Annotated in this window: 15 protein-coding genes; 8 read left to right on the top strand and 7 right to left on the bottom strand. The window is 47.9% G+C overall.

Annotated features, from left to right (window positions below):
- Positions 1 to 26: 26 nt before the first annotated feature.
- The 4 genes from dtd (at position 27) to GLV81_RS15470 (ending at position 3,897) form a co-directional block, all read left to right on the top strand.
- A complete protein-coding gene (dtd, locus tag GLV81_RS15485; RefSeq protein ID WP_157479684.1) occupies positions 27 to 479 on the top strand; it encodes a D-aminoacyl-tRNA deacylase in 453 nt (150 codons plus the stop codon).
- 201 nt (positions 480 to 680) lie between these two features.
- Positions 681 to 1,007, top strand: a complete 327-nt coding sequence (locus GLV81_RS15480; protein WP_157479683.1) for a nucleotide pyrophosphohydrolase — start codon at positions 681 to 683, stop codon at positions 1,005 to 1,007.
- Positions 1,008 to 1,043: 36 nt separating this feature from the next.
- Positions 1,044 to 2,174, top strand: coding sequence for an acyltransferase family protein (locus GLV81_RS15475; protein ID WP_157479682.1), 1,131 nt, complete (start codon positions 1,044 to 1,046; stop codon positions 2,172 to 2,174).
- Positions 2,175 to 2,448: 274 nt separating this feature from the next.
- Positions 2,449 to 3,897 (top strand): glycine--tRNA ligase, encoded by a 1,449-nt coding sequence (locus GLV81_RS15470; RefSeq protein ID WP_157479681.1) that lies wholly within the window; start codon positions 2,449 to 2,451, stop codon positions 3,895 to 3,897.
- 113 nt (positions 3,898 to 4,010) lie between these two features.
- Here GLV81_RS15470 and GLV81_RS15465 read toward each other — a convergent pair whose 3' ends face one another.
- Positions 4,011 to 4,997: a hypothetical protein gene (locus GLV81_RS15465; RefSeq protein ID WP_157479680.1), complete on the bottom strand. Its 987-nt coding sequence runs from the start codon at positions 4,995 to 4,997 to the stop codon at positions 4,011 to 4,013.
- 399 nt (positions 4,998 to 5,396) lie between these two features.
- On the opposite strand from GLV81_RS15465, the gene GLV81_RS15460 reads away from it, so the two are divergent.
- The 4 genes from GLV81_RS15460 to GLV81_RS15445 all read left to right on the top strand — a co-directional run bounded on the left by GLV81_RS15460 (position 5,397) and on the right by GLV81_RS15445 (position 14,317).
- The gene (locus GLV81_RS15460; protein ID WP_157479679.1) at positions 5,397 to 7,040 is read left to right on the top strand and encodes an NAD(P)-binding protein; all 1,644 of its coding nucleotides are present in this window, start codon (positions 5,397 to 5,399) and stop codon (positions 7,038 to 7,040) included.
- A gap of 2 nt (positions 7,041 to 7,042) precedes the next feature.
- Complete coding sequence (nifJ, locus tag GLV81_RS15455; RefSeq protein ID WP_157479678.1) at positions 7,043 to 10,618, top strand: pyruvate:ferredoxin (flavodoxin) oxidoreductase; 3,576 nt, start codon at positions 7,043 to 7,045, stop codon at positions 10,616 to 10,618.
- Positions 10,619 to 10,704: 86 nt separating this feature from the next.
- The gene (locus GLV81_RS15450) at positions 10,705 to 11,694 is read left to right on the top strand and encodes a dihydroorotate dehydrogenase-like protein (protein ID WP_157479677.1); all 990 of its coding nucleotides are present in this window, start codon (positions 10,705 to 10,707) and stop codon (positions 11,692 to 11,694) included.
- Positions 11,695 to 11,821: 127 nt separating this feature from the next.
- Positions 11,822 to 14,317, top strand: coding sequence for a glycoside hydrolase family 95 protein (locus GLV81_RS15445; RefSeq protein WP_157479676.1), 2,496 nt, complete (start codon positions 11,822 to 11,824; stop codon positions 14,315 to 14,317).
- Here GLV81_RS15445 and GLV81_RS15440 read toward each other — a convergent pair.
- The 6 genes from GLV81_RS15440 to GLV81_RS15420 all read right to left on the bottom strand — a co-directional run bounded on the left by GLV81_RS15440 (position 14,314) and on the right by GLV81_RS15420 (position 20,381).
- The gene (locus GLV81_RS15440; RefSeq protein ID WP_157479675.1) at positions 14,314 to 14,892 is read right to left on the bottom strand and encodes a Tll0287-like domain-containing protein; all 579 of its coding nucleotides are present in this window, start codon (positions 14,890 to 14,892) and stop codon (positions 14,314 to 14,316) included. The two genes, GLV81_RS15445 and GLV81_RS15440, sit on opposite strands and share 4 nt — an antisense overlap.
- A 58-nt stretch (positions 14,893 to 14,950) precedes the next feature.
- Positions 14,951 to 15,349, bottom strand: coding sequence for a hypothetical protein (locus tag GLV81_RS15435; protein WP_157479674.1), 399 nt, complete (start codon positions 15,347 to 15,349; stop codon positions 14,951 to 14,953).
- Between the two features lie 141 nt (positions 15,350 to 15,490).
- Entirely contained in the window at positions 15,491 to 16,897 is a 1,407-nt protein-coding gene (locus GLV81_RS15430; protein WP_157479673.1) for an NADH-quinone oxidoreductase subunit N, read from the bottom strand.
- Between the two features lie 50 nt (positions 16,898 to 16,947).
- Positions 16,948 to 18,438: a complex I subunit 4 family protein gene (locus GLV81_RS15425; RefSeq protein WP_157479672.1), complete on the bottom strand. Its 1,491-nt coding sequence runs from the start codon at positions 18,436 to 18,438 to the stop codon at positions 16,948 to 16,950.
- A 12-nt stretch (positions 18,439 to 18,450) separates the two neighbouring features.
- Positions 18,451 to 18,945, bottom strand: a complete 495-nt coding sequence (locus tag GLV81_RS19550; RefSeq protein WP_197428504.1) for a NuoL/Nad5 family protein — start codon at positions 18,943 to 18,945, stop codon at positions 18,451 to 18,453.
- Positions 18,942 to 20,381, bottom strand: coding sequence for an NADH-quinone oxidoreductase subunit 5 family protein (locus GLV81_RS15420; RefSeq protein ID WP_197428502.1), 1,440 nt, complete (start codon positions 20,379 to 20,381; stop codon positions 18,942 to 18,944). Before GLV81_RS15420 ends, GLV81_RS19550 begins: the two co-directional genes overlap by 4 nt.
- Positions 20,382 to 20,398 lie beyond the last annotated feature (17 nt).

Here is a 20,398-nt window from a genome sequence, read left to right as displayed (position 1 = left end):
GCATTTACTGTTTAATTTGCCTGCGTATGAGAGTAGTGATACAACGGGTAACCGAAGCCAGCGTAACGGTAGAGAACAACATCACCGGCCAAATAGGATTGGGCCTGCTGGTATTGGTTGGTATTGAAGATGCCGACAGCACAGAAGACATGCAATGGCTGTGTAATAAAATAGTAAACCTCCGCATTTTTGATGATGCCGACAAAGTACCCAACCTGTCGGTAAAAGATGTGGATGGCGGCATCTTGCTCATCAGCCAGTTCACCCTGCATGCCGCTACCAAAAAAGGTAACCGCCCTTCGTACATCCGGGCCAGCAAACCCGATTTTGCCAAGCCCATGTACGAAAAAATGATTGCGCAACTCAGCACCGAATTGGGTAAGCCGGTAGCCACCGGCATTTTTGGCGCCGATATGAAAGTGCGGCTGCTCAACGACGGCCCGCTGACGATTGTGATTGATTCAAAAAACAAAGAGTGAGGAAAGACCGGAAGACGGAAAGACGGAAAGACTGAAAGTCCGAAAGACGGGCAAACGAAGTCCAATCCCCAATATCAACTACCTTACTCTACGGCACCTCTCCTTTGGAGAAGCTGGGTGAGGATAAATGAATCGTAAAACGATAGTCCGAAAGTCCGAAGTCTCCAACCTACCCCCGCCAACCATCAACCATCAACTATCATGACCATCGAACAAGCACAGCAGCAAGTAGACCAGTGGATCAAAACCGTGGGTGTCCGCTATTTTAATGAGCTCACCAACCTGGGCATCCTCATGGAAGAAGTGGGCGAACTCAGCCGCCTGATGGTGCGTACCTACGGCGAGCAATCGTTTAAAGAAAGTGATAAGGGCAAGGAGCTGGCCGATGAAATGGCCGATGTGTTGTGGGTGCTGATATGCCTGGCCAACCAAACCGGTGTAGACCTAACTACTGCTCTCCAAAAAAACTTCGAAAAGAAAAACATCCGCGACGCCAACCGCCATCAGCAAAACGAAAAGTTGCAGTAAAGTTTTCCCGTACATTCAGGGCTGAAAACAGCCCATATGACTGCTCCAGCTGCCACCCGTTTCAAAGCCCTCGATGTATTTCGTGGGCTCACCGTTTGCCTCATGATTATTGTAAACACGCCCGGTGATGGTAGTGTTTCTTTTTCGCCCTTGCAGCATGCTAAATGGCACGGCTTTACGCCCACCGATTTGGTGTTTCCCAGTTTTCTTTTCGCCGTAGGCAATGCCATGAGTTTTGTAATGCTCAAGTGGAGCAACATGCCGCAGTCGCAGGTGCTGCTCAAAATAGCCAAACGAACATTCATTATATTTCTACTGGGCTACCTTATGTACTGGTTTCCGTTTGTGAAGTATCAGGATGGTGCTTATGTTGCTTTTCCTTTTGCTGAAACACGGGTATTTGGTGTATTGCAGCGCATTGCGCTTTGCTATGGTGCTGCAGCACTCATGGTGTATTACCTCAAATCCAAAACCATGTATTGGCTCAGTGCAGGTATGTTGCTGTTGTATTGGGGTTTGTGCTATTGGCTGGCGCCAGCAGGTGCCGATGCGCTAAGCCTCGAAGGTAATGCAACGACGGTGCTCGATAAGTGGCTCATTGGCGAAGCCCATATGTACCATGGCGATAGCATTGCCTTCGATCCCGAAGGTTTGCTGAGCACACTGCCAGCTATTGTAAATGTGGTAGCAGGTTTTGCTGCCGGCCGGTACATTCAGCAACAAGGCCGCAGTTATGAAATGCTGGCCAAACTGCTCATGGCTGGCGCTGTGTTGCTAGCCGCAGCCTATGCATGGGATCTTGTTTTTCCCATCAACAAAAAACTGTGGACCAGCTCTTTTGTGCTGCATACCGTTGGCCTCGATTTACTCATTTTATCCGTAGTAATGTATGTGCTCGATTTTGCCGGCCGCAACCGTTGGGCTTATTTCTTCGAAGTGTTTGGCAAAAATCCATTGTTCATTTACCTGCTCAGCGAAGTAATCGCCATCCTCTTGTGGTTCTTCCATACTGCCGATGGACAGCCCATGTATCAGTGGGTGTACCAAACCTTCTTCGGCTTCATTGGCGGGCCGGTAGGTTCCTTGCTCTTTGCCCTTGCTGTCATGATGGTTTGCTGGCTCACCGGCTATGTGATGGACAAACGCAAGTGGTATGTAAGGGTGTAAATGGTGGGTAGTTGTTGGTTGGTAGTTGATGGTGAACACAGAGATGCTTGATGTTAGTTGACAAATGTTAGAAAGCATCCGTGCACATCCGTTTTCATCCTGCAAATCCGTGTCCTAATGTATTTCCCCCTCAGGGGCCAAGGGGTGCTGTCACCACGCTTACCCGCAACCCTTATCTTTGCCACCCGCCAAAAAAACGGGTCATGTTGGCATTGCTGATAAAGCATTGGCACATTTTCCAATTGGCACATTCGCACATTTTCAAATTCTTCTCATGGCATACGAAGCAAACACATTTCAAAACCTCATTGGCCACGCCAAAGAATACGGATACATTTTTCAGAGCAGCGAAATATATGACGGCCTCAGCGCTGTGTACGACTATGGCCAAAACGGTGCCCAGCTCAAAAAGAACATCCGCGACGCCTGGTGGAAAACCATGACCCAGCTCAACGATAACATTGTGGGTATCGATGCGGCCATCTTTATGCACCCCACCACCTGGAAGGCCAGCGGCCACGTGGATAGCTTCAGCGATCCCATGATCGACAACAAAGACAGCAACAAACGCTACCGAGTAGACCACCTGATAGAAGCCCATGCAGAAAAGCTGAAAGCCGAAGGCGAAACGCAAAAAGCGGATGCGTTGATTGCTCAAATGGATCGACTGCTGGCGGCCGATGATTTGGCTGGCGTAAAACAGCTCATCATCGACAACAACATGAAGTGCTCTGTAAGCAGCACCTGCAACTGGACCGATGTGCGTCAGTTCAACCTCATGTTCAGCACCGAGCTGGGCAGCGTAACCGACGAAGCCAGCACCATTTACCTGCGCCCCGAAACAGCACAGGGCATCTTCGTGAACTTCCTGAACGTGCAGAAAACCGGCCGCATGAAAATTCCGTTTGGTATAGCCCAAACCGGTAAGGCATTCCGGAATGAAATTGTAGCCCGTCAGTTCATTTTTAGAATGCGGGAGTTTGAGCAAATGGAAATGCAGTTTTTCATTCGCCCCGGCAGCCAGAAAGAATGGTACGAACACTGGAAAACCGAACGCCTCAAGTGGCACAAGGAAATCATGGGCTTCCCTACTGACCGCCTGCAATACCACGACCATGTAAAGCTGGCCCACTACGCTGACGCTGCAGTGGACATCGAATTTGAATTTCCCTTTGGCTTCAAAGAACTGGAAGGCATCCACAGCCGTACCGATTACGATTTGGGCCGCCACCAGGAATTCAGCAAAAAGAAGCAGCAATACTTCGATACCGAGATCAACCAGAACTATGTGCCGTATGTGATTGAAACATCCGTAGGCCTCGACCGCTTGGTGCTGGCTACTTTGGCCAATGCCTATGCCGAAGAAAAGTGGACCAAGGAAGATGGCAGCGAAGACAGCCGTGTGGTATTGAAAATTCCTGCTAACCTGGCGCCTACCAAACTGGCCGTGTTGCCACTCACTAAAAAAGACGGATTGCCAGACCTTGCCCGTGAACTCATGAATGAATGTCGCCCGGCATTCAACTGTTTCTACGAAGAGAAGGACACCATTGGCAAACGCTACCGTCGTATGGATGCCGTGGGTACGCCGTTCTGTGTTACCATCGACCACCAAACCAAAGAAGACGGCACAGTAACCATTCGCTACCGCGATACCATGACGCAAGAACGCATACACCTGAATGAAGTGAAAGCGAAAGTGCTGGCGGCAATTACGAAGTAGGGAATAGTGAATTGGGTGATTGGTTATTTAATGAAGCAATCACGCATTACTTAAATAACATAAACGGCCACTGCAATTTGCAGTGGCCGTTTTGTATGTAGCAGTGTTGGTGGTTAATGATAGGTTTTTACGCCACCACTTACCACTGTCATATCATCGCCTGCATATTTTACAACGTACACTTCTACTGCATAACTAATACCTGCTGTAACCGGAAAAAAGCCGGAGATGCTCACATCTGTTTGTCGTCCGTTTTTGGTTACAAATGCCTGCTTGTGGCTGTAAGCCACTGTGGCCCCCACCCGAAAAAACAATTGCAATTCAAATTCTGTGTCAGCGCCAAAAGTGTTGTTGATGTCTGTAACAATATACTTTGCCTGATAGTGTAGCATACTGGTTTCGGTAGTGCTAACATATGCCGGCGACAGAGTGGGTTGAATTTCATAAGTGCCGTTTACGGTTAAATATTGTGAGCCTGCCATGTTTACGTTCTGCATCCTGTTGGCATGGCTATAGCCGGGCACATGCCACTCTGGTACGCCGCTGCCGCTGCTGGTGAGTACCTGATAGTTTTGACCGCTGTTGCCATTGGGCATTAGGGCGCCACTAAATTTCACATTACCGGCTACATCCAGTTTCTGATCCGGAACCACATTGTTGATGCCAACATTACCATTGGGTAAAACGGTCAGGCGTTCTGTTTGCACCGTAAACAGTCCCACACGGTTGCTGCCATCCGCCGCCACTGACATGATGTTTTGATACGCTTGCAGATAACCAACATAATTGTTGCCGTTGTAAAAAGTTTGAGCAGGGTTAAAACCACTGATGCGCAATGCTTCTACTGTGGTGCTGTGAATGTGTACATTGGCCAGCGGGTTGCTGTTATTGATGCCCACATTGCCGTTTGATAAAATACTGATTCGTTCATTGCTGCCACCATTGCTGTACAATCTCAGGCTTTGGCCTGCAGCACCACTCATGGTAATGCCATCTGTCCATGCTTGAATGTATCCACGCAACGAGCCGTTGTCGTAAAAAGTGGCGGCAGCACTCGGCCCCCTGCAGGCGAAGGCTCTCGAATCCGGCAGACTGAACATGCAACTTGGCTACAGGGCTACTGGTGCCTATGCCCACATTTTGCGCAGCAGTAACAAGAACCAGACATTGAAAAAAGCAAACGAGAAAGTGTGAAGGCAGACGTTTCATACGGCGATAAAAAGTGTTGTGTGAACGAAAATGTTGAATTGAAATGGGAAAGTACAGTTTTCAGCGCTTTTACCAAATGCAGTCCTTTGTCCAGTCTTTCGCAATCGATGCCGTACGGTAAAAGCCTTGCCGCAGGCCATTTTTCGCATTGCGTCAAATTGATTTCCGGTTGGGCAGCCTTATTTAATTCATATTGCCGACTGACTTATATCAGCATTCGCCCATCCGCTGGTTTCTAATTTGGCTCTTCCATCAGGGGACATTGTGTGTCCTGAAAAAGAGTGTTAGCTATGGCCATTTCCTACAACGACATTACCAAACCCGTAGACCTGCTGCAGCATGCATCCGGTACCGGTCACCTGCGCAGCCAGCGCCCGGTGTATATGGATTTTATGCCACCGTGCAACAGTGCTTGCCCCGCTGGCGAAAACATACAAGCCTGGCTCAGTTTTGCACAGGCAGGTGATTTTGAAACGGCTTTTCAGAAAATTCTGGAAGACAACCCTTTCCCCGGTATCATGGGCCGCATTTGCGTAAAGCCCTGCGAAACCGGTTGTAACCGCAACCATGTAGATGAAACCATCAACATACATGCGGTAGAACGCTACATCGCCGACGAAGCATTGGCTCATAAATGGCCAGTAAAATTTGCAACGCCTGTAGCCAGTGGTAAAAAAATAATGGTGGTAGGCGCCGGCCCGAGTGGCCTTACCGCTGCTTACCATTTGGTACGCCTCGGCCATCAGGTAGAAGTATTTGAAGCCAGTAGCGCAGCGGGTGGTTTAATGGAAATGGGTATTCCCGAATACCGTCTTCCCCGCGAAATACTGAATGCCGAAATCCAACGCATTTTGGATATGGGCGTAAAGCTCCACCTCAATCATAAAGTAACCGATCCGGAAGCTGAAAAAACAGCTGGTGGTTTTGATGCCGTATACCTTTCCATTGGGGCACATTTGGGCAAAGCCATTGGCTACACAGGTAAGCCATCCATTCCTGTTATTCAGGCCGTCGATTTTCTGCGCATGTTCAAAGCCAACGATGTGCCGGAGCCCGGTAGCAAAGTGGTGATTTATGGCGGTAGCAAAATGGCCATGTACCTGTCTCGGGTAGCCCGCCGTCTGGGTTTGGTACCTGTAATCTTGTATCCTGGCGATCGTAAAATGATGCCCGCCTACGACTTTGAAGCTGACGACGCCATTGCCGAAGGTGTAGCAATAGACTTCCTCCGCAATATCAAATCCATTGAAGGCAATCAGATAACCGTGGAAGTAATGGAAATGCAGAAAGGCAAGCCCGTTGCAACAGGTGAAGAATTGGTGCTGGAAGCTGATGCCATCATTTTGGCCATGGGCCAGGAAGTAGACAGCAGCTTATATGCATCACTCGAAGGAGTGCAGTGCAAGCCTGATGGCGGTATCGTTATCAATGGCGAACGCATGGCAGGTTATGCAGGTGTATTTGCCGGTGGTGATATGCTGCCCGGCGAACAGCGCAGTGCCACCATTGCCATTGGCAATGGTAAAAAAGCAGCCAAATTCATGGATGCTTATTTGCGGGGTCTGACCTACGAAAAACCCGCCAAGCCACTCACAGCCGGTTATAAGCGCCTGCACATGTGGATGAAGACTGATGCGCCACAAAAAGAACAAGAGAAACTGGCACCACAAATAGCTGTCCGTTCTTTTGATGAGGTGATAGCAGGTATCAGTAAAGCAGAAGCGTTGTACGAAGCCAAGCGTTGCCTCAGTTGTGGTAACTGCTTTGAGTGCGACGGTTGCTTTGGCGCCTGCCCCGAAGAAGCCATTATCAAACTGGGTAAAGGCAATCGCTACCAGTTTAACTACGATGCCTGCACGGGCTGTGGTATTTGCTACGAGCAATGCCCCTGCCATGCCATCGAAATGATTCCTGAACCTGTAAATAACAAATAGCAATGGCCAGTAACGAAAAATTAATCGCAACAATTGATGGGAACGAAGCCGCTGCGTATGTGGCTTACAGGGTCAACGAAGTATGTGCCATTTACCCCATTACTCCCAGCAGCACCATGGCCGAACTGGCCGATGAGTGGGCTGCCAAAGGCACAAAAAATATTTGGGGCCATGTACCCGATGTAATGGAAATGCAAAGTGAAGGTGGCGCTGCAGGTACCGTGCATGGTGCGTTGCAAACAGGCTCACTCACTACCACATTTACGGCATCGCAAGGGCTCATGCTCATGCTGCCCAACATGTACAAAATTGCGGGTGAATTAACGCCAGCAGTGTTTCATGTAGCGGCCCGTTCGCTGGCGGCGCAAGGCCTGTCCATCTTTGGCGACCACCAGGATGTAATGGCAGCCCGCACCACAGGTTATGCCATGCTGAGCAGTGCATCTGTACAAGAAGCACACGACATGGCATTGATTGCACAAGCGGCTACCATGCGGTCCCGCATTCCGTTCATTCATTTTTTTGATGGCTTCCGTACTTCTCACGAAGTGAGCAAAATTGAATTGATACCGGAAGATGTGATGCGCAGCATGATTACCGATGACCTGTTGTTTGAGCATCGCAGCCGTGCATTGAACCCCGATAATCCTTTCATTCGTGGTACGGCACAAAATCCAGACGTTTACTTCCAGGGTCGTGAAACTGTCAATAATTTTTATAGTGCTACACCAGGTATCGTGCATGCAGCTATGCAAGAGTTTGCACAGCATACCGGTCGTCAGTATGAGTTGTACCAATACTATGGTGCAGCCGATGCTGACCGCGTCATGATCATCATGGGTAGTGGTGGCGAAACCGCTGCCGAAACTGCCGCAGCGCTGAATGCCGCTGGCGAAAAAACAGGTGTATTGCTCATTCGGCTGTATCGTCCGTTCGATATGGATTACTTCATAAAGGCATTGCCCGTTACCGTGCAAAGCATTGCTGTACTTGACCGTACCAAAGAACCCGGTGCCAGTGGCGAACCGCTGTTTCAGGATGTGTTGGCTTCGCTGGTGCAGGCATTCCAACAAGGCATGCTGGCTCAACTGCCCCGCCTCATTGGTGGCCGCTATGGTTTGAGTAGCAAGGAGTGGACACCCGCCATGGTAAAAGCCGTATTTGATGAGCTGAAAAAAGTGAAACCTAAAAATCATTTCACCATTGGTATCAACGATGACGTGTCGCATACCAGCCTCAGCTACGATCCATCATTTACACTCGACGAAAGTGGCTGGCGGCAGGCGTTGTTCTTTGGCCTTGGTGCTGATGGTACAGTAGGTGCCAACAAAAACAGCATCAAAATCATTGGTGAAAACACACCGATGTATGGCCAGGGTTATTTTGTATACGACTCTAAAAAATCAGGTGCCAGAACGGTTTCACATTTACGCTTTGGCAAGAATCCGATTAAGGCACCATACCTCGTTTCTCAGGCCGATTTCATCGCTTGTCACCAGTTCAACTTTACTGAAAAAGTAGAGATGCTCTCGTTTGCCAAACCCGGTGCGATTTTCCTCATCAATAGTCCTTTCAACAAAGATGAAGTTTGGAACAACCTGCCCGGCAACGTGCAGCAAACAATCATAGACAAACAGATAAAAGTATACGTGATTGATGCCACTACTGTAGCCCGTGAAAACGGTATGGGTACCCGCATCAACACCATTATGCAAACCTGCTTTTTTGCACTGGCCGAAGTGCTGCCCAAAGAAGAAGCCATTGCAGAAATCAAGCATGCTATTGAAAAAACCTACAGCAAAAAGGGTAGGGCTATTGTAGAGAAAAACTTCCAGGCCGTGGATGCTACACTGGATCACTTGCATCAGGTAACCATTCCTGCCACTGCTACTGCTGCCACAGCCAGCCTGCAAAGTGTAAGTAGTAACGCACCTGAGTTTGTGAAAAGTGTGATTGGGCCCATGCTGGCCGGTCATGGTGATGAATTACCGGTGAGTGCTATCAGCATCGACGGTACATGGCCCAGTGCTACCACGCAGTATGAAAAGCGCAACATCAGCGATTTGGTGCCTGTATGGGAACCTGACCTGTGTATTCAGTGCGGTAACTGTTCGTTCGTTTGTCCGCACAGTGTAATCCGGGCCAAATTTTACCACGAAGACTTTTTGGAAAAAGCTCCGGAAGGTTTCAAATCTGCACCCATCAATGCACGTGGTTTTCCTGAAACCAAGTACACATTAGAAGTGTACCTCGAAGATTGCACGGGTTGTACATTGTGCGTAGATGCTTGCCCTGCCAGTGATCCGAATGATCGCAGCAAGAAAGCCATCAACATGGCTGATAAAGCGCCTATACTCGAAACAGGAAAAGCCAGCATCGAATATTTCGAAAACATTCCCTGGAACGATCGTTCACGCATCAACTTCTCTACCGTACATGGTGCACAGTTCCTCGAGCCATTGTTTGAGTTTAGTGGTGCCTGTGCCGGTTGTGGTGAAACGCCATACCTCAAGCTGCTCACCCAATTGTTTGGCGATCGGTTACTGGTAGCCAATGCTACAGGTTGTTCTTCTATTTACGGAGGTAACCTGCCTACTACGCCATGGGCTAAAAACAAAGACGGACAAGGCCCGGCATGGAGCAACTCTTTGTTTGAAGACAACGCTGAGTTTGGTTTGGGTATGCGCATCACTGCCGATAAGCAGTTTGAAATGGCAGAAACCATCCTTCGTCAGCTGGCGCCTACTGTAGGTGAAGAATTGGCCAACAGTATTTTGGATGCGCCACAAGAAATGGAAAGCGAAGTGGTGGCACAGCGGGCAAGAGTGAAAGAACTGAAAAGCATTTTGCGTACCAAAGAAGATTCATTGTCTCGTCAACTGCTGAGTGTAGCCGACCAACTGGTGAAACGCAGTGTGTGGTTGGTTGGTGGCGATGGATGGGCCTATGATATTGGCTACGGCGGCCTCGACCACGTACTGGCCAGCGGACGTAACGTAAACGTAATTGTGCTGGATACAGAAGTGTACAGCAACACTGGTGGACAAAGCAGTAAGAGTACACCAACAGCTGCTACTGCCAAGTTTGCAGCAGCTGGTAAGCAGGTAGGTAAAAAAGACCTTGCCATGCAGGCCATCAGCTATGGTAATGTGTATGTAGCCCGTGTAGCATTGGGCGCCAATCCGCAGCAAACCTTGCTGGCCATGCGGGAAGCAGCAGCCTATGACGGACCATCGCTTATTTTGGCGTACAGCCATTGTATTGCACACGGCTACGATTTGAAAGATGGACTCAATCAGCAAACGAAAGCCGTACACAGTGGTTACTGGCCGCTGCTGCGCTACAACCCCATGTTGCGCCGCAAAAAACTGAATCCGTTTGTGCTCGATTCGCAGCGTCCATCCATGCCAATGAAAGACTATGCATACAATGAGCTGCGTTACAAAGTATTGGTCAACTCTAATCCGGAGCAAGCCGAACGCCTGATGAACCTGGCACAAGAGCTGGTGAACCTTCGTTGGAAAAACTACGAAGAGCTGGCTACCAAATCTGCCAGCGACTTTGTACCAGTTGCATAAATACGTGCATGATGATTATTCACTCTTAACAAAACTCCGCTACAATACCGGCCTTGCGTTGGTAGTGTAGCGGTATTTCAATGCATATGAATCTTTCTACCAATTACCTGGGCCTGAAACTGGAATCACCGGTGGTGGTTTCTGCCTGTACGCTGAGCGAAGACATCAGCAATATTGTACGCATGGAAGATGCCGGAGCAGGCGCTGTGGTGATGTTCTCATTGTTTGAAGAACAAATTCGACAGGATGCTGCCCGTTATGATGCCATCTCGCAAAACACCAGCAATCTTTTTGCTGAAGCGTCCGATTTTTTTCCTGGTATTGAAGACTATCATGTAGGGCCATATGAGTACCTCGAAAAAATTCGTCAGGCAAAAGCCCGTACTTCATTGCCCATTATTGGTAGCCTCAATGGTGTGACCAACGAAGGATGGATTGAGTATGCCAAGCTGATTGAAGAAGCCGGTGCTGATGCATTGGAGGTAAACATCTTTTTCATTCCCGCGGATATTCATACCAACGCTGCTCAGGTAGAACAACGCTATGTAGATATTGTAAAAGCCATTCGCCGTTCAGTACGTATTCCTGTTTCTGTGAAACTGAGTCCGTACTTTAGTGCTATTGGCAATATGGCTCGTCGCTTGTACGAAGAAGGTGCCAACGGTCTCGTATTGTTCAACCGTTTTTACCAACCCGATTTTGATATTCAGCAGTTGAAAGTATTGCCGAACCTGCAATACAGTGAAGCCACTGAAATACGTTTGCCGCTGTTGTGGCTGGCAATCTTGCATGGTCGTGTGCCGGTATCGCTGGCGGCTACCAGTGGTGTCAATAGCGAAATTGAAGTGATTAAATATTTGCTGGCCGGTGCCGATGTTGCTATGACGGCTTCTACTTTGTACCGCAACGGTATTGATTACATCACGGTGATGAACCATGGCATTCGCAACTGGATGAAGGCAAAAGGTTTTGAAAGCATCCAGGCTTTCAAAGGCGTTATGAGTCAGCAAAACATTTCTGACCCCACTGCTTACGAAAGAGCCAACTACATCAAAATTTTGGAAAGCAAGCGATAAGCAATATCGCAACCATATCAACGGACGGCTGATTCAGTCGTCCGTTTTTTTATTTTTTAAAGAATGCAGGGCATGACGGTTCCTGATGGTTCTTCTTTTATTTTTAGCCGACTTAAGATTGGATGCCATGCAAAAAAATAACGTTACCCGTACCATAGGTTGGCTATTTGTGCTAATGCTGCAAAGCGCTGTGTTTACTCCGGCCATTGCACAATCATCTTTACAATTGCTATACGATAAGCCAGCCCAAAAATGGACAGAAGCTTTGCCTGTAGGCAACGGTCAGTTAGGCGCCATGGTATTTGGAGGCATCGAACATGAATTGCTGCAGCTGAATGAAGCTACGTTGTGGAGTGGTGGTCCTATCAATCCCAATCCCAATCCGGCTTCGGCTTCATATTTACCCAAAGTAAGAGAAGCATTGTTTGCGGGTAAATATGAAGAGGCCAACCGCCTGGTAAAAAAGATGCAGGGCCTGTATTCGGAAAGCTACATGCCCATGGGCGATGTGCACATTGAGCAAGACTTGGGCCTTGCAACAGTAACCGATTATCAACGCACATTGAAGTTGGCTGATGCCATGGCCATTACTTCTTTCACTGCCAATGGAGTGCAGTACAAACGAGAAGTATTTGCTTCTGCAGCGCATCGAAATTTGATTGTACGCATCACGGCCAGCAAACAGGGGCAATTGAATCTGCGCATTCGTGCATCTAGCCTGATGCGGATACAGCCGGTAGCAATGGCCGCTCAGCAAATGCTGCTCATCAAAGGCAAAGCGCCGGCACATGTTGATCCGAATTATTTCCGTGTCAATAAAGAACCTGTGATTCAGAATGATACCAATGGTTGCCGGGGCATGCGTTTTGCCATGGGTATACAGGTAGCCTTGCAAGATGGTAGCCTAGAGATAGATACCAGCGGCCTGCAAGTAAGCAATGGCACAACTGTGACGTTGCACATTTCAGCAGCCACCAGTTTTAATGGCTTTGATAAATGCCCTGATAGTGAGGGAAAAGATGAGTTGGCTTTGATGCAGCAATACCTGAACGTGACAAAAGCGTTGCCTTACTTTCAGTTGCGTAGCAAACACAGCGAGGCATTTCAACATTATTTCAACCGGGTAACCATGTGGTTGAATGAAGAGAAGGATGCCATGGTTGCTGTGCCTACGGATCAGCGATTGGAAGCCTACACGAAAGGTGCCAACGACCCCGGTTTGGAAGTGCTCTATTTTCAGTATGGTCGCTACCTGCTCATCAGTAGTTCGCAAACGCCCAATGTGCCGGCGAATTTGCAAGGCATTTGGAACAAAGAGCTGCGGGCACCGTGGAGTTCCAACTATACCACAAACATCAACGTGCAAATGAACTACTGGCCGGCAGAGGCTACGAATCTTGCTGAAATGCACCAACCGTTATTAGGGTTTTTAAACAAGCTGGCGGTTACAGGTGCAGTTACGGCGAAGAACTTTTACAACATCAACAGTGGTTGGGTAGTCAATCACAACTCAGATATTTGGGCGCTGAGCAATCCGGTAGGCGATACCGGCAAAGGCGATCCTAAATGGGCCAACTGGGCCATGGGGGCTAACTGGCTCAGCCGGCATGCGTGGGAACATTATCAGTTTACAGGCAACAAAAAGTTCTTGAAAGACACTGCCTATCCATTAATGAAAGGCGCTGCCCAGTTCACACTGCAATGGTTGATACCCGATGCCAATGGCCGATTGGTAACAGCACCATCTACTTCGCCGGAAAACGACTATTACTATGATGGCAACAAAAAAACAGGCATGACCATTGCCTCTACCATGGATATGTCCATCATCAAAGATTTGTTTGACAACCTGATTGCAGCGCAACAAGTGTTGCAATCAGACAAAGCTTTTATTGATTCTGTACAACAAGCAAAAGCATTATTGCATCCATTTCAAATTGGTAGCAAAGGCCAATTGCAGGAGTGGTACAACGATGTTGTGGATGTAGACCCCGAACACAGGCATGTCTCGCATTTGTATGCTCTGTATCCTGCAAAATTGATTTCAGCAACCCGAACACCAGCCTTAGCCGCTGCGGCGAAGCAAACACTGCTGATGCGTGGTGATGGTGGCACAGGATGGAGCCTTGGTTGGAAAGTAAATTTTTGGGCACGACTACTGGATGGCGATCATGCATACAAACTGTACCGCAACCTGATGCGATTGGTGCGGGAGGATGGTATTGTGATGTCTGGTGGAGGTATTTATCCTAACATGTTTGATGCGCATCCGCCTTTTCAAATTGATGGCAATTTTGCCGGTACCGCAGGTGTTTCAGAAATGCTGCTGCAAAGCCAGGATAACGAATTGCATTTGCTGCCGGCATTGCCCACTGCCTGGCATAGCGGGCATGTAAGTGGCCTGGTAGGCCGGGGTAATTTTGTAGTGTCGCTTACTTGGCAAAACAATGCTTTGCAAAGAGCAGGCATACAATCCCGCAACGGTGGCGTATGTGTGGTACGTAGTGCTGCACCACTATTGGTAAATGGTATGGCAGTAGCGGCAGAAAAAACAGCCATTGGCTATGTGATGCGTTTCAACACACAAGCAGGTAAATATTACTTACTGACACAAAAGCCTTAATCGGTAAAAGGTTTTGGGAAGGTAATTTTCCAAAGTCCGCGGATATCACCTTTCACAAATCCAAGGGCTTTATCTTTTGGATACAGTGAGTCGATAACGGCCAACACTTCGGGTTGCATGCCCATGGCTTTATTGCCGTGGCAATTGCCACAGAGCGGATTCATAATGATGGGTTTGTAAAAAACAAACGCAGTTTCCGTTTCCTGTACTACGCTGGTAAGGCTATCGCCTCTGGCTTTTAGCTGCGCAAATAGTTGCCATTGTTTGCTGTCTGCACTGTCTAATGCATTTGCCGGATTGCGAAATCGTTCTGCCACTCTTTGAATGGTAATACCATCTTTGGCCAGCGATGAAGTGATGGGCAATGCCTGCACGTTACAAAACCGAACGGCCCCTGCAATGCCTTTGGTTTCCATGGCTTGCAGTAACGAGTTACGGAGCGTATCAAACGTAGCAGTAGCAATACTATCGCCACGTTGCAAATACTGCTGCTGCTCTGCTATGGGTGTTTCTTCAAGGCAACTTTGGTAGCCAATGGCTGCAAACAACAATGGAATGATGGCCCATTTTTTCATGAGGAAATGAGTCAATTGGTTAATTGGGTGATTGAGTCAATTCGGATGAAAATAAAAGCTACTGAAACAGTGTCCGCTTTTCGTAGTACGGTGTTTCAGGGTCACTCACGGTTTCTTTTTGAAGCCAATAGGCTTGTGTTACAATCTGGCCAGTTGGTGTTTTTAACAAGCGACCAAACACCGCATTCACGGCGTTGAATTTTACATCGGTTACGCCAATGGTAAACAAGCTGGGCGCAGGCGGTGCTTCCACTGCCGGAGCCGCTTCGCCTTCAGCAGGCGCTGCCGCTGGTTTGGCTGCTTTGGGGGGCGCTGCAGCTGCAATCACCACTTCGTATCCGTTGTGCTCCAGCAATGGCTTCAAAAAGTCGACTCTGTCTTGCGACACATTGGTTTCCACCACGGCACATTTCACACCGTTCAGGTCTTCAAATGGATGGTTTTTATTGATAGCCATATTTATTATTTATTTTTTGTTTTTCGTTTTTGGTTCCTCGGGAGTTACTTTTTTCATGAAATGAAACCTGATTGAATTTGAAATGAAGCGAAACAGTAAGAACTAAAAACCACAAACAACAAACCAAAAACTCAAAATACTTTACGAAACCAGTTGATAAATGTACTCGTAGGCGCCACTGTACAAGCCTGTTATTAAAATGCCAGCGATGCAAATGATGAGTGCAATTTTGGGTGACAATGGTGTATTGATTTTTTCCAACGGCGCAGCATTGTGATCCATGAACATGGCTTTTACCACCCGCTGGTAGTAGTACAAAGAAATAATCATGTTCAGCGCAGCAATGGTAATGAGCAACCAGTTGCCTTTGGCCGCACCAGCCAGAATCAAAAAGAACTTACCAAAGAAACCAGCCGTAGGTGGAATACCCGCCAGTGAAAACAACGCAATGGCCAGTGTCCATGCCAGCAGCGGATTGGTTTGGTAGAAGCCTTTGTAATCATCCACTTTCTCTTTGTCGTAGGCGCTGCTTACCAGCGATACCACACCAAACGCAGCCAGATTGCTGAAGATGTAAATAAGTACAAAAAAGATCAACGATGTACTGCTGGCAACGCTTTGTCCGCTTATGCCCAGCAGTATAAAACCAACCTGTGCAATGGAAGAAAAAGCAAGGAAGCGTTTCATGTTTTGCTGACGCATGGCAAACAGGTTGCCGATGAGCATGGTAGCTACAGACAAGATGTACAGCATGTAATACCAGGTATCGCCCATGCTGCGGAATACACTGTACAACACGGTGATGAACACAAACAAAATAGCACCTTTAGAAATTACACTCAGGTAAGACGTAACTGGGATGGGAGCACCTTCGTACACATCAGCCGTCCACAGGTGAAACGGTACCGCAGAAATTTTGAAACCAAAACCTGCGAGTATCATCACGAATGCGAATATTTCCAGTGGGCTACCGGTTACAGCGGCTGCAATAGCAGAATAGCTAACACTGCCCACGATGCCGTACATCCACGAAATACCAAAGAGCAACAACGCAGAAGAGAAGGCAGATGACACAATCATTTTGAACGCTGCTTCACTCGATTGTTTCTTGTGCAAATCGAAATTGACCATGGCTGCCAATGGAATGGTGCTCAGCTCTAAACCGAGGTAGAACATGAGCAGGTTGGCACTCGACAACATGAAGAACATACCCAGCAAAGTGCTGATGAGCAAGAGGTAAAATTCCATGGCATGTTTGTGCGCCTTCAACCACTGATAACTCTGCAATGAGATGATGAGGGTGCCGAGTGTCAGGATGTTTTTTTCCAGCCGGATTAAGTCGGTGGTATGAAACATGTTGCCGAAAATCATGCCGGTATCCTTCACCAAAAAGCCCATGGCCAGCGTGGCTATCAATACTGCATTCACCATGTTCATCACTGTTTCATTTTTCAAACGGGCATTGCCCAGTTTCAAAAAGAGCAACCCAAAAATGATGAGGATGAGCATCAGCTCAGAACGCATCAATAGGAAAAAATCTTGTACCATATAAAAAAGGTGAATGAGTCAAAAAGTCAATTGTCAATGAGTGAATTGCGTTATGGATTGGCAACGAGTTTGTTCATGATGGCTTCGGTACCGGGTGTGATGAGGTGATTGATGAGGAAGGGCGTGATACCAATAACCAGTATGGCTGCTACGAGTATGATAGCTGCTGATTTTTCATTCCAACGGGCATCTTTAAACTCGAAATACGCTTCATGTTCTACCGGCCCCATAATGACTTTGCCAATGGCCCGCAAAATGTACACGGCGGTCACAACGATGGAGGCAGTCGCAGCAATTGTGGCTACTCTGTGCAGGGTGCCGCCATTTTCCCAACTGCCAATAAACACCATCATTTCGGCCACAAATCCACTGAAGCCCGGGAGGCCTAAAGAAGTGAGACCGGCGATCATAAATACAGTTGAGATGAATGGAATGCTTTTGAGTAAGCCCCCCATTTTATCAACCATGCGGGTGTGGGTTCGTTCGTATACCATGCCTATCACGGCGAAGAAAAGGGCCGTCATCAAACCATGCGATACCATTTGAATAACTGCACCTGCAATGGCCGTTTTGGTGAGCATGCCAATGCCAAACAACACAAAGCCGGTATGACTTACGGATGAGTAAGCGTTGATGTATTTCAAATCGGTTTGCATCATGGTAGCGAAGGAGCCGTACAAAATGGCAATGGCCGACAACACGATGATGTAAGGAGAATAATAATGTGCTGCTTCGGGCATGATAGTAGTGGCTACCCGCAGAATGCCGTAGCCTCCCAGCTTCATGCTGATGCCTGCCAAAAACATACTGGCTGCGGTGGGTGCACTACTGTGACCATCGGGCACCCAGGTATGAAATGGAAACAACGCCGTGAATACACCAAAGCCAATGAAGGCAAAGGGGAAGAAAAATTTCTGTTGTTCTACACTCAGCGGATTAGCGGCCAGCTCACTCATGTTGAAGCTGAGGTTGCCACTCGCATTGTTGAAATACAAACCCGACAAGCCTATAAACACCAAGGCCGATGCACCCATGAGCATGAGTACGAGTTTGGTGGCACTGTATTCTTTTTTTCCACTGCCCCAAATGCCGATGAGCAAAAACTTGGGTACCACCGCCAGTTCTAAAAAGAAGAACATGGTAAATACATCGGTAGAAATAAAGTAACCATAAGCACCAGCACTCAGCAGCATGAGGAGGAAGAAAAATTCACGGCTCATCTTTTCCATATTCCAGCTGATGAGGACACCTGCCAGCACTACAATGGCGGTGAGCATAATCATGGCAATGGAAATGCCATCGACACCTACGCTGTGGTAAATGTGCAGGGGTTTGTACCAAGCGTAGCTGCTTTCAAACGCCAGTGAACCACTCATGCCTGATGCAGGATCTTGCATAAATACATAGAGCAGTACACACGATAGCAACAGCTGCAGTGTGGCACCAATAGCAGCAATGCTGCGCACCTGCTTCAGTTGGCTGAAGGGCAGTATGGCCAGTGCCGATACAACAGGTAGTACAATAAGCCAGTTAAGATTCATACCATCAATATTTTAATGCCACAGGTAAATAAAAATGAAAGCCAACAACAAGGCACCGGCAAAGAAGTACATAGCGTATTGCTGTACTTTACCACTTTGCCATCCTTTTATCATAAACGATACATCATCGGTAGCACTGGCCACAGTGTTTACAGTGCCGTCTACAATGTTTTTATCGGTCCATGCGGCAGGCTTGCCAATGAAGCGGAAAATGATTTTATGGGTAATGAACAGGTAGAGTTCATCGATGTAAAATTTGCGATACGCAGCACGATACAAACCGCCCATAGTATTCGCAAGGTTGGCAGGTTTGTCGTTGGCTTTTTGATACAGCACATACGCAATGCCAATACCGATAATGACCATGGCAACAGGAGCAATGGAAAATAGCAGGTGCAGGTGTGTATCAAATCCTTTGCCATTGCTGCTTACGTATTGCGCAAAAGGAATGAAGCCGGTTACAATCGTCAGCAGTGACAATACAATCAGCGGCAGCTTCATACTCATCGGGCCTTCGCCATGATGTGCTTCGTAGTGTTTTTCTTTTGCCAGAAAATCATGAAGTACAAACGGAACATGTAGAAGGCGGTGAGGCCTGCAGTAAACAAGGCAATAAAGTAGATGGCTTTGTTGCCTTCGTAAGCAGCCAGCAATATTTCTTCTTTGCTGAAGAAACCACTCAGCGGCGGCACACCCGCAATGGCCAGGCAAGCCAGCAGAAATGTAGCATGTGTAACGGGCATGTGTTTACGCAAACCGCCCATGTCAGTCATGTCGTTGCTGTGTACGTAGTGAATAACAGCACCGGCACCAAGGAACAACAATGATTTGAAGAAGGCATGTGTAAACAAGTGGAACATGGAAGCCGTGAAGCCAAGGCCTGCTTCGCCACCATAACCTGATACACCTAATGAAAACATCATGTAACCAATCTGCGACATGGTACTGTACGCCAGTACCCTTTTGATATCGGTTTGCGTAGTGGCAATGATGGCCGCAAACAAGGCTGAAGTTGCACCTACCCAAGCCACCACACTCATGGCTATTTCGTCGAGGTGAAACACGGGGAACAAACGGGCTACGAGGTATACACCGGCTACCACCATGGTGGCGGCATGTATCAATGCCGAAACAGGTGTAGGGCCTTCCATGGCATCGGGCAGCCAAATGTGCAAGGGGAACATGGCCGACTTACCGGCACCACCCATAAACACCAGTATCAATGCCCATGTAAGTGTAGACAAACCGAGGAAGCCAGCACTGGTCATGCTGATAAATGCTTCGCTTTGTGGATTGCTCAAGCGGTCGATGATGGTGCTAAAATCCAATGTGCCGGTTTGAATACCGAGGATGAGAATGCCGATGAGAAAACCGAGATCGGCAAAGCGGGTAACGATGAAGGCTTTTTTACTGGCCGCCACCGCACTGGGTTTGGTAAAGAAAAAACCAATGAGCAGGTAAGAAGACACACCCACCAGTTCCCAGAACATATAAATCTGAAAGATGTTCACCGATATCACCAAGCCCAGCATGCTGAAAGTAAACAGCGATAAGAAAGCGAAGTAGGTGCTGTAGCGTTCTTCATCTTTCATGTAGCCAAGGCTGAAGATGTGCACCATGAGTGACACTACGGTTATCACTACGAGCATCATTACTGATATAGGATCAAGTAAGATGCCGATATCGATGCTCAGTTCTTTGTAGCCAAATTTGAGCCACTCGGCCTGCAAGGCAATGATGGGTTGATACGTGCCATTGAGCTGTCCATCTACCAAAAAATACTGGCAGGCTATGTACACCGACAATGCGGCGATGGTGCCCAATACGGCGGTACCAATCATGCCGGAGGCTTTGCGGAAAATGCTGCGTCCCCAAATGCCCAGTACCACAAAGCTGGCCAGTGGCAGCAGCAACAGCAGGGCAGAAAGTAATGCGTAATTCATGTGTTATGGCTGTTGGG

The sequence above is a fragment of the Phnomibacter ginsenosidimutans genome (assembly GCF_009740285.1).
GTDB classification, from domain to species: domain Bacteria; phylum Bacteroidota; class Bacteroidia; order Chitinophagales; family Chitinophagaceae; genus Phnomibacter; species Phnomibacter ginsenosidimutans.
This window is presented reverse-complemented; position numbering and strand designations above follow the sequence as displayed.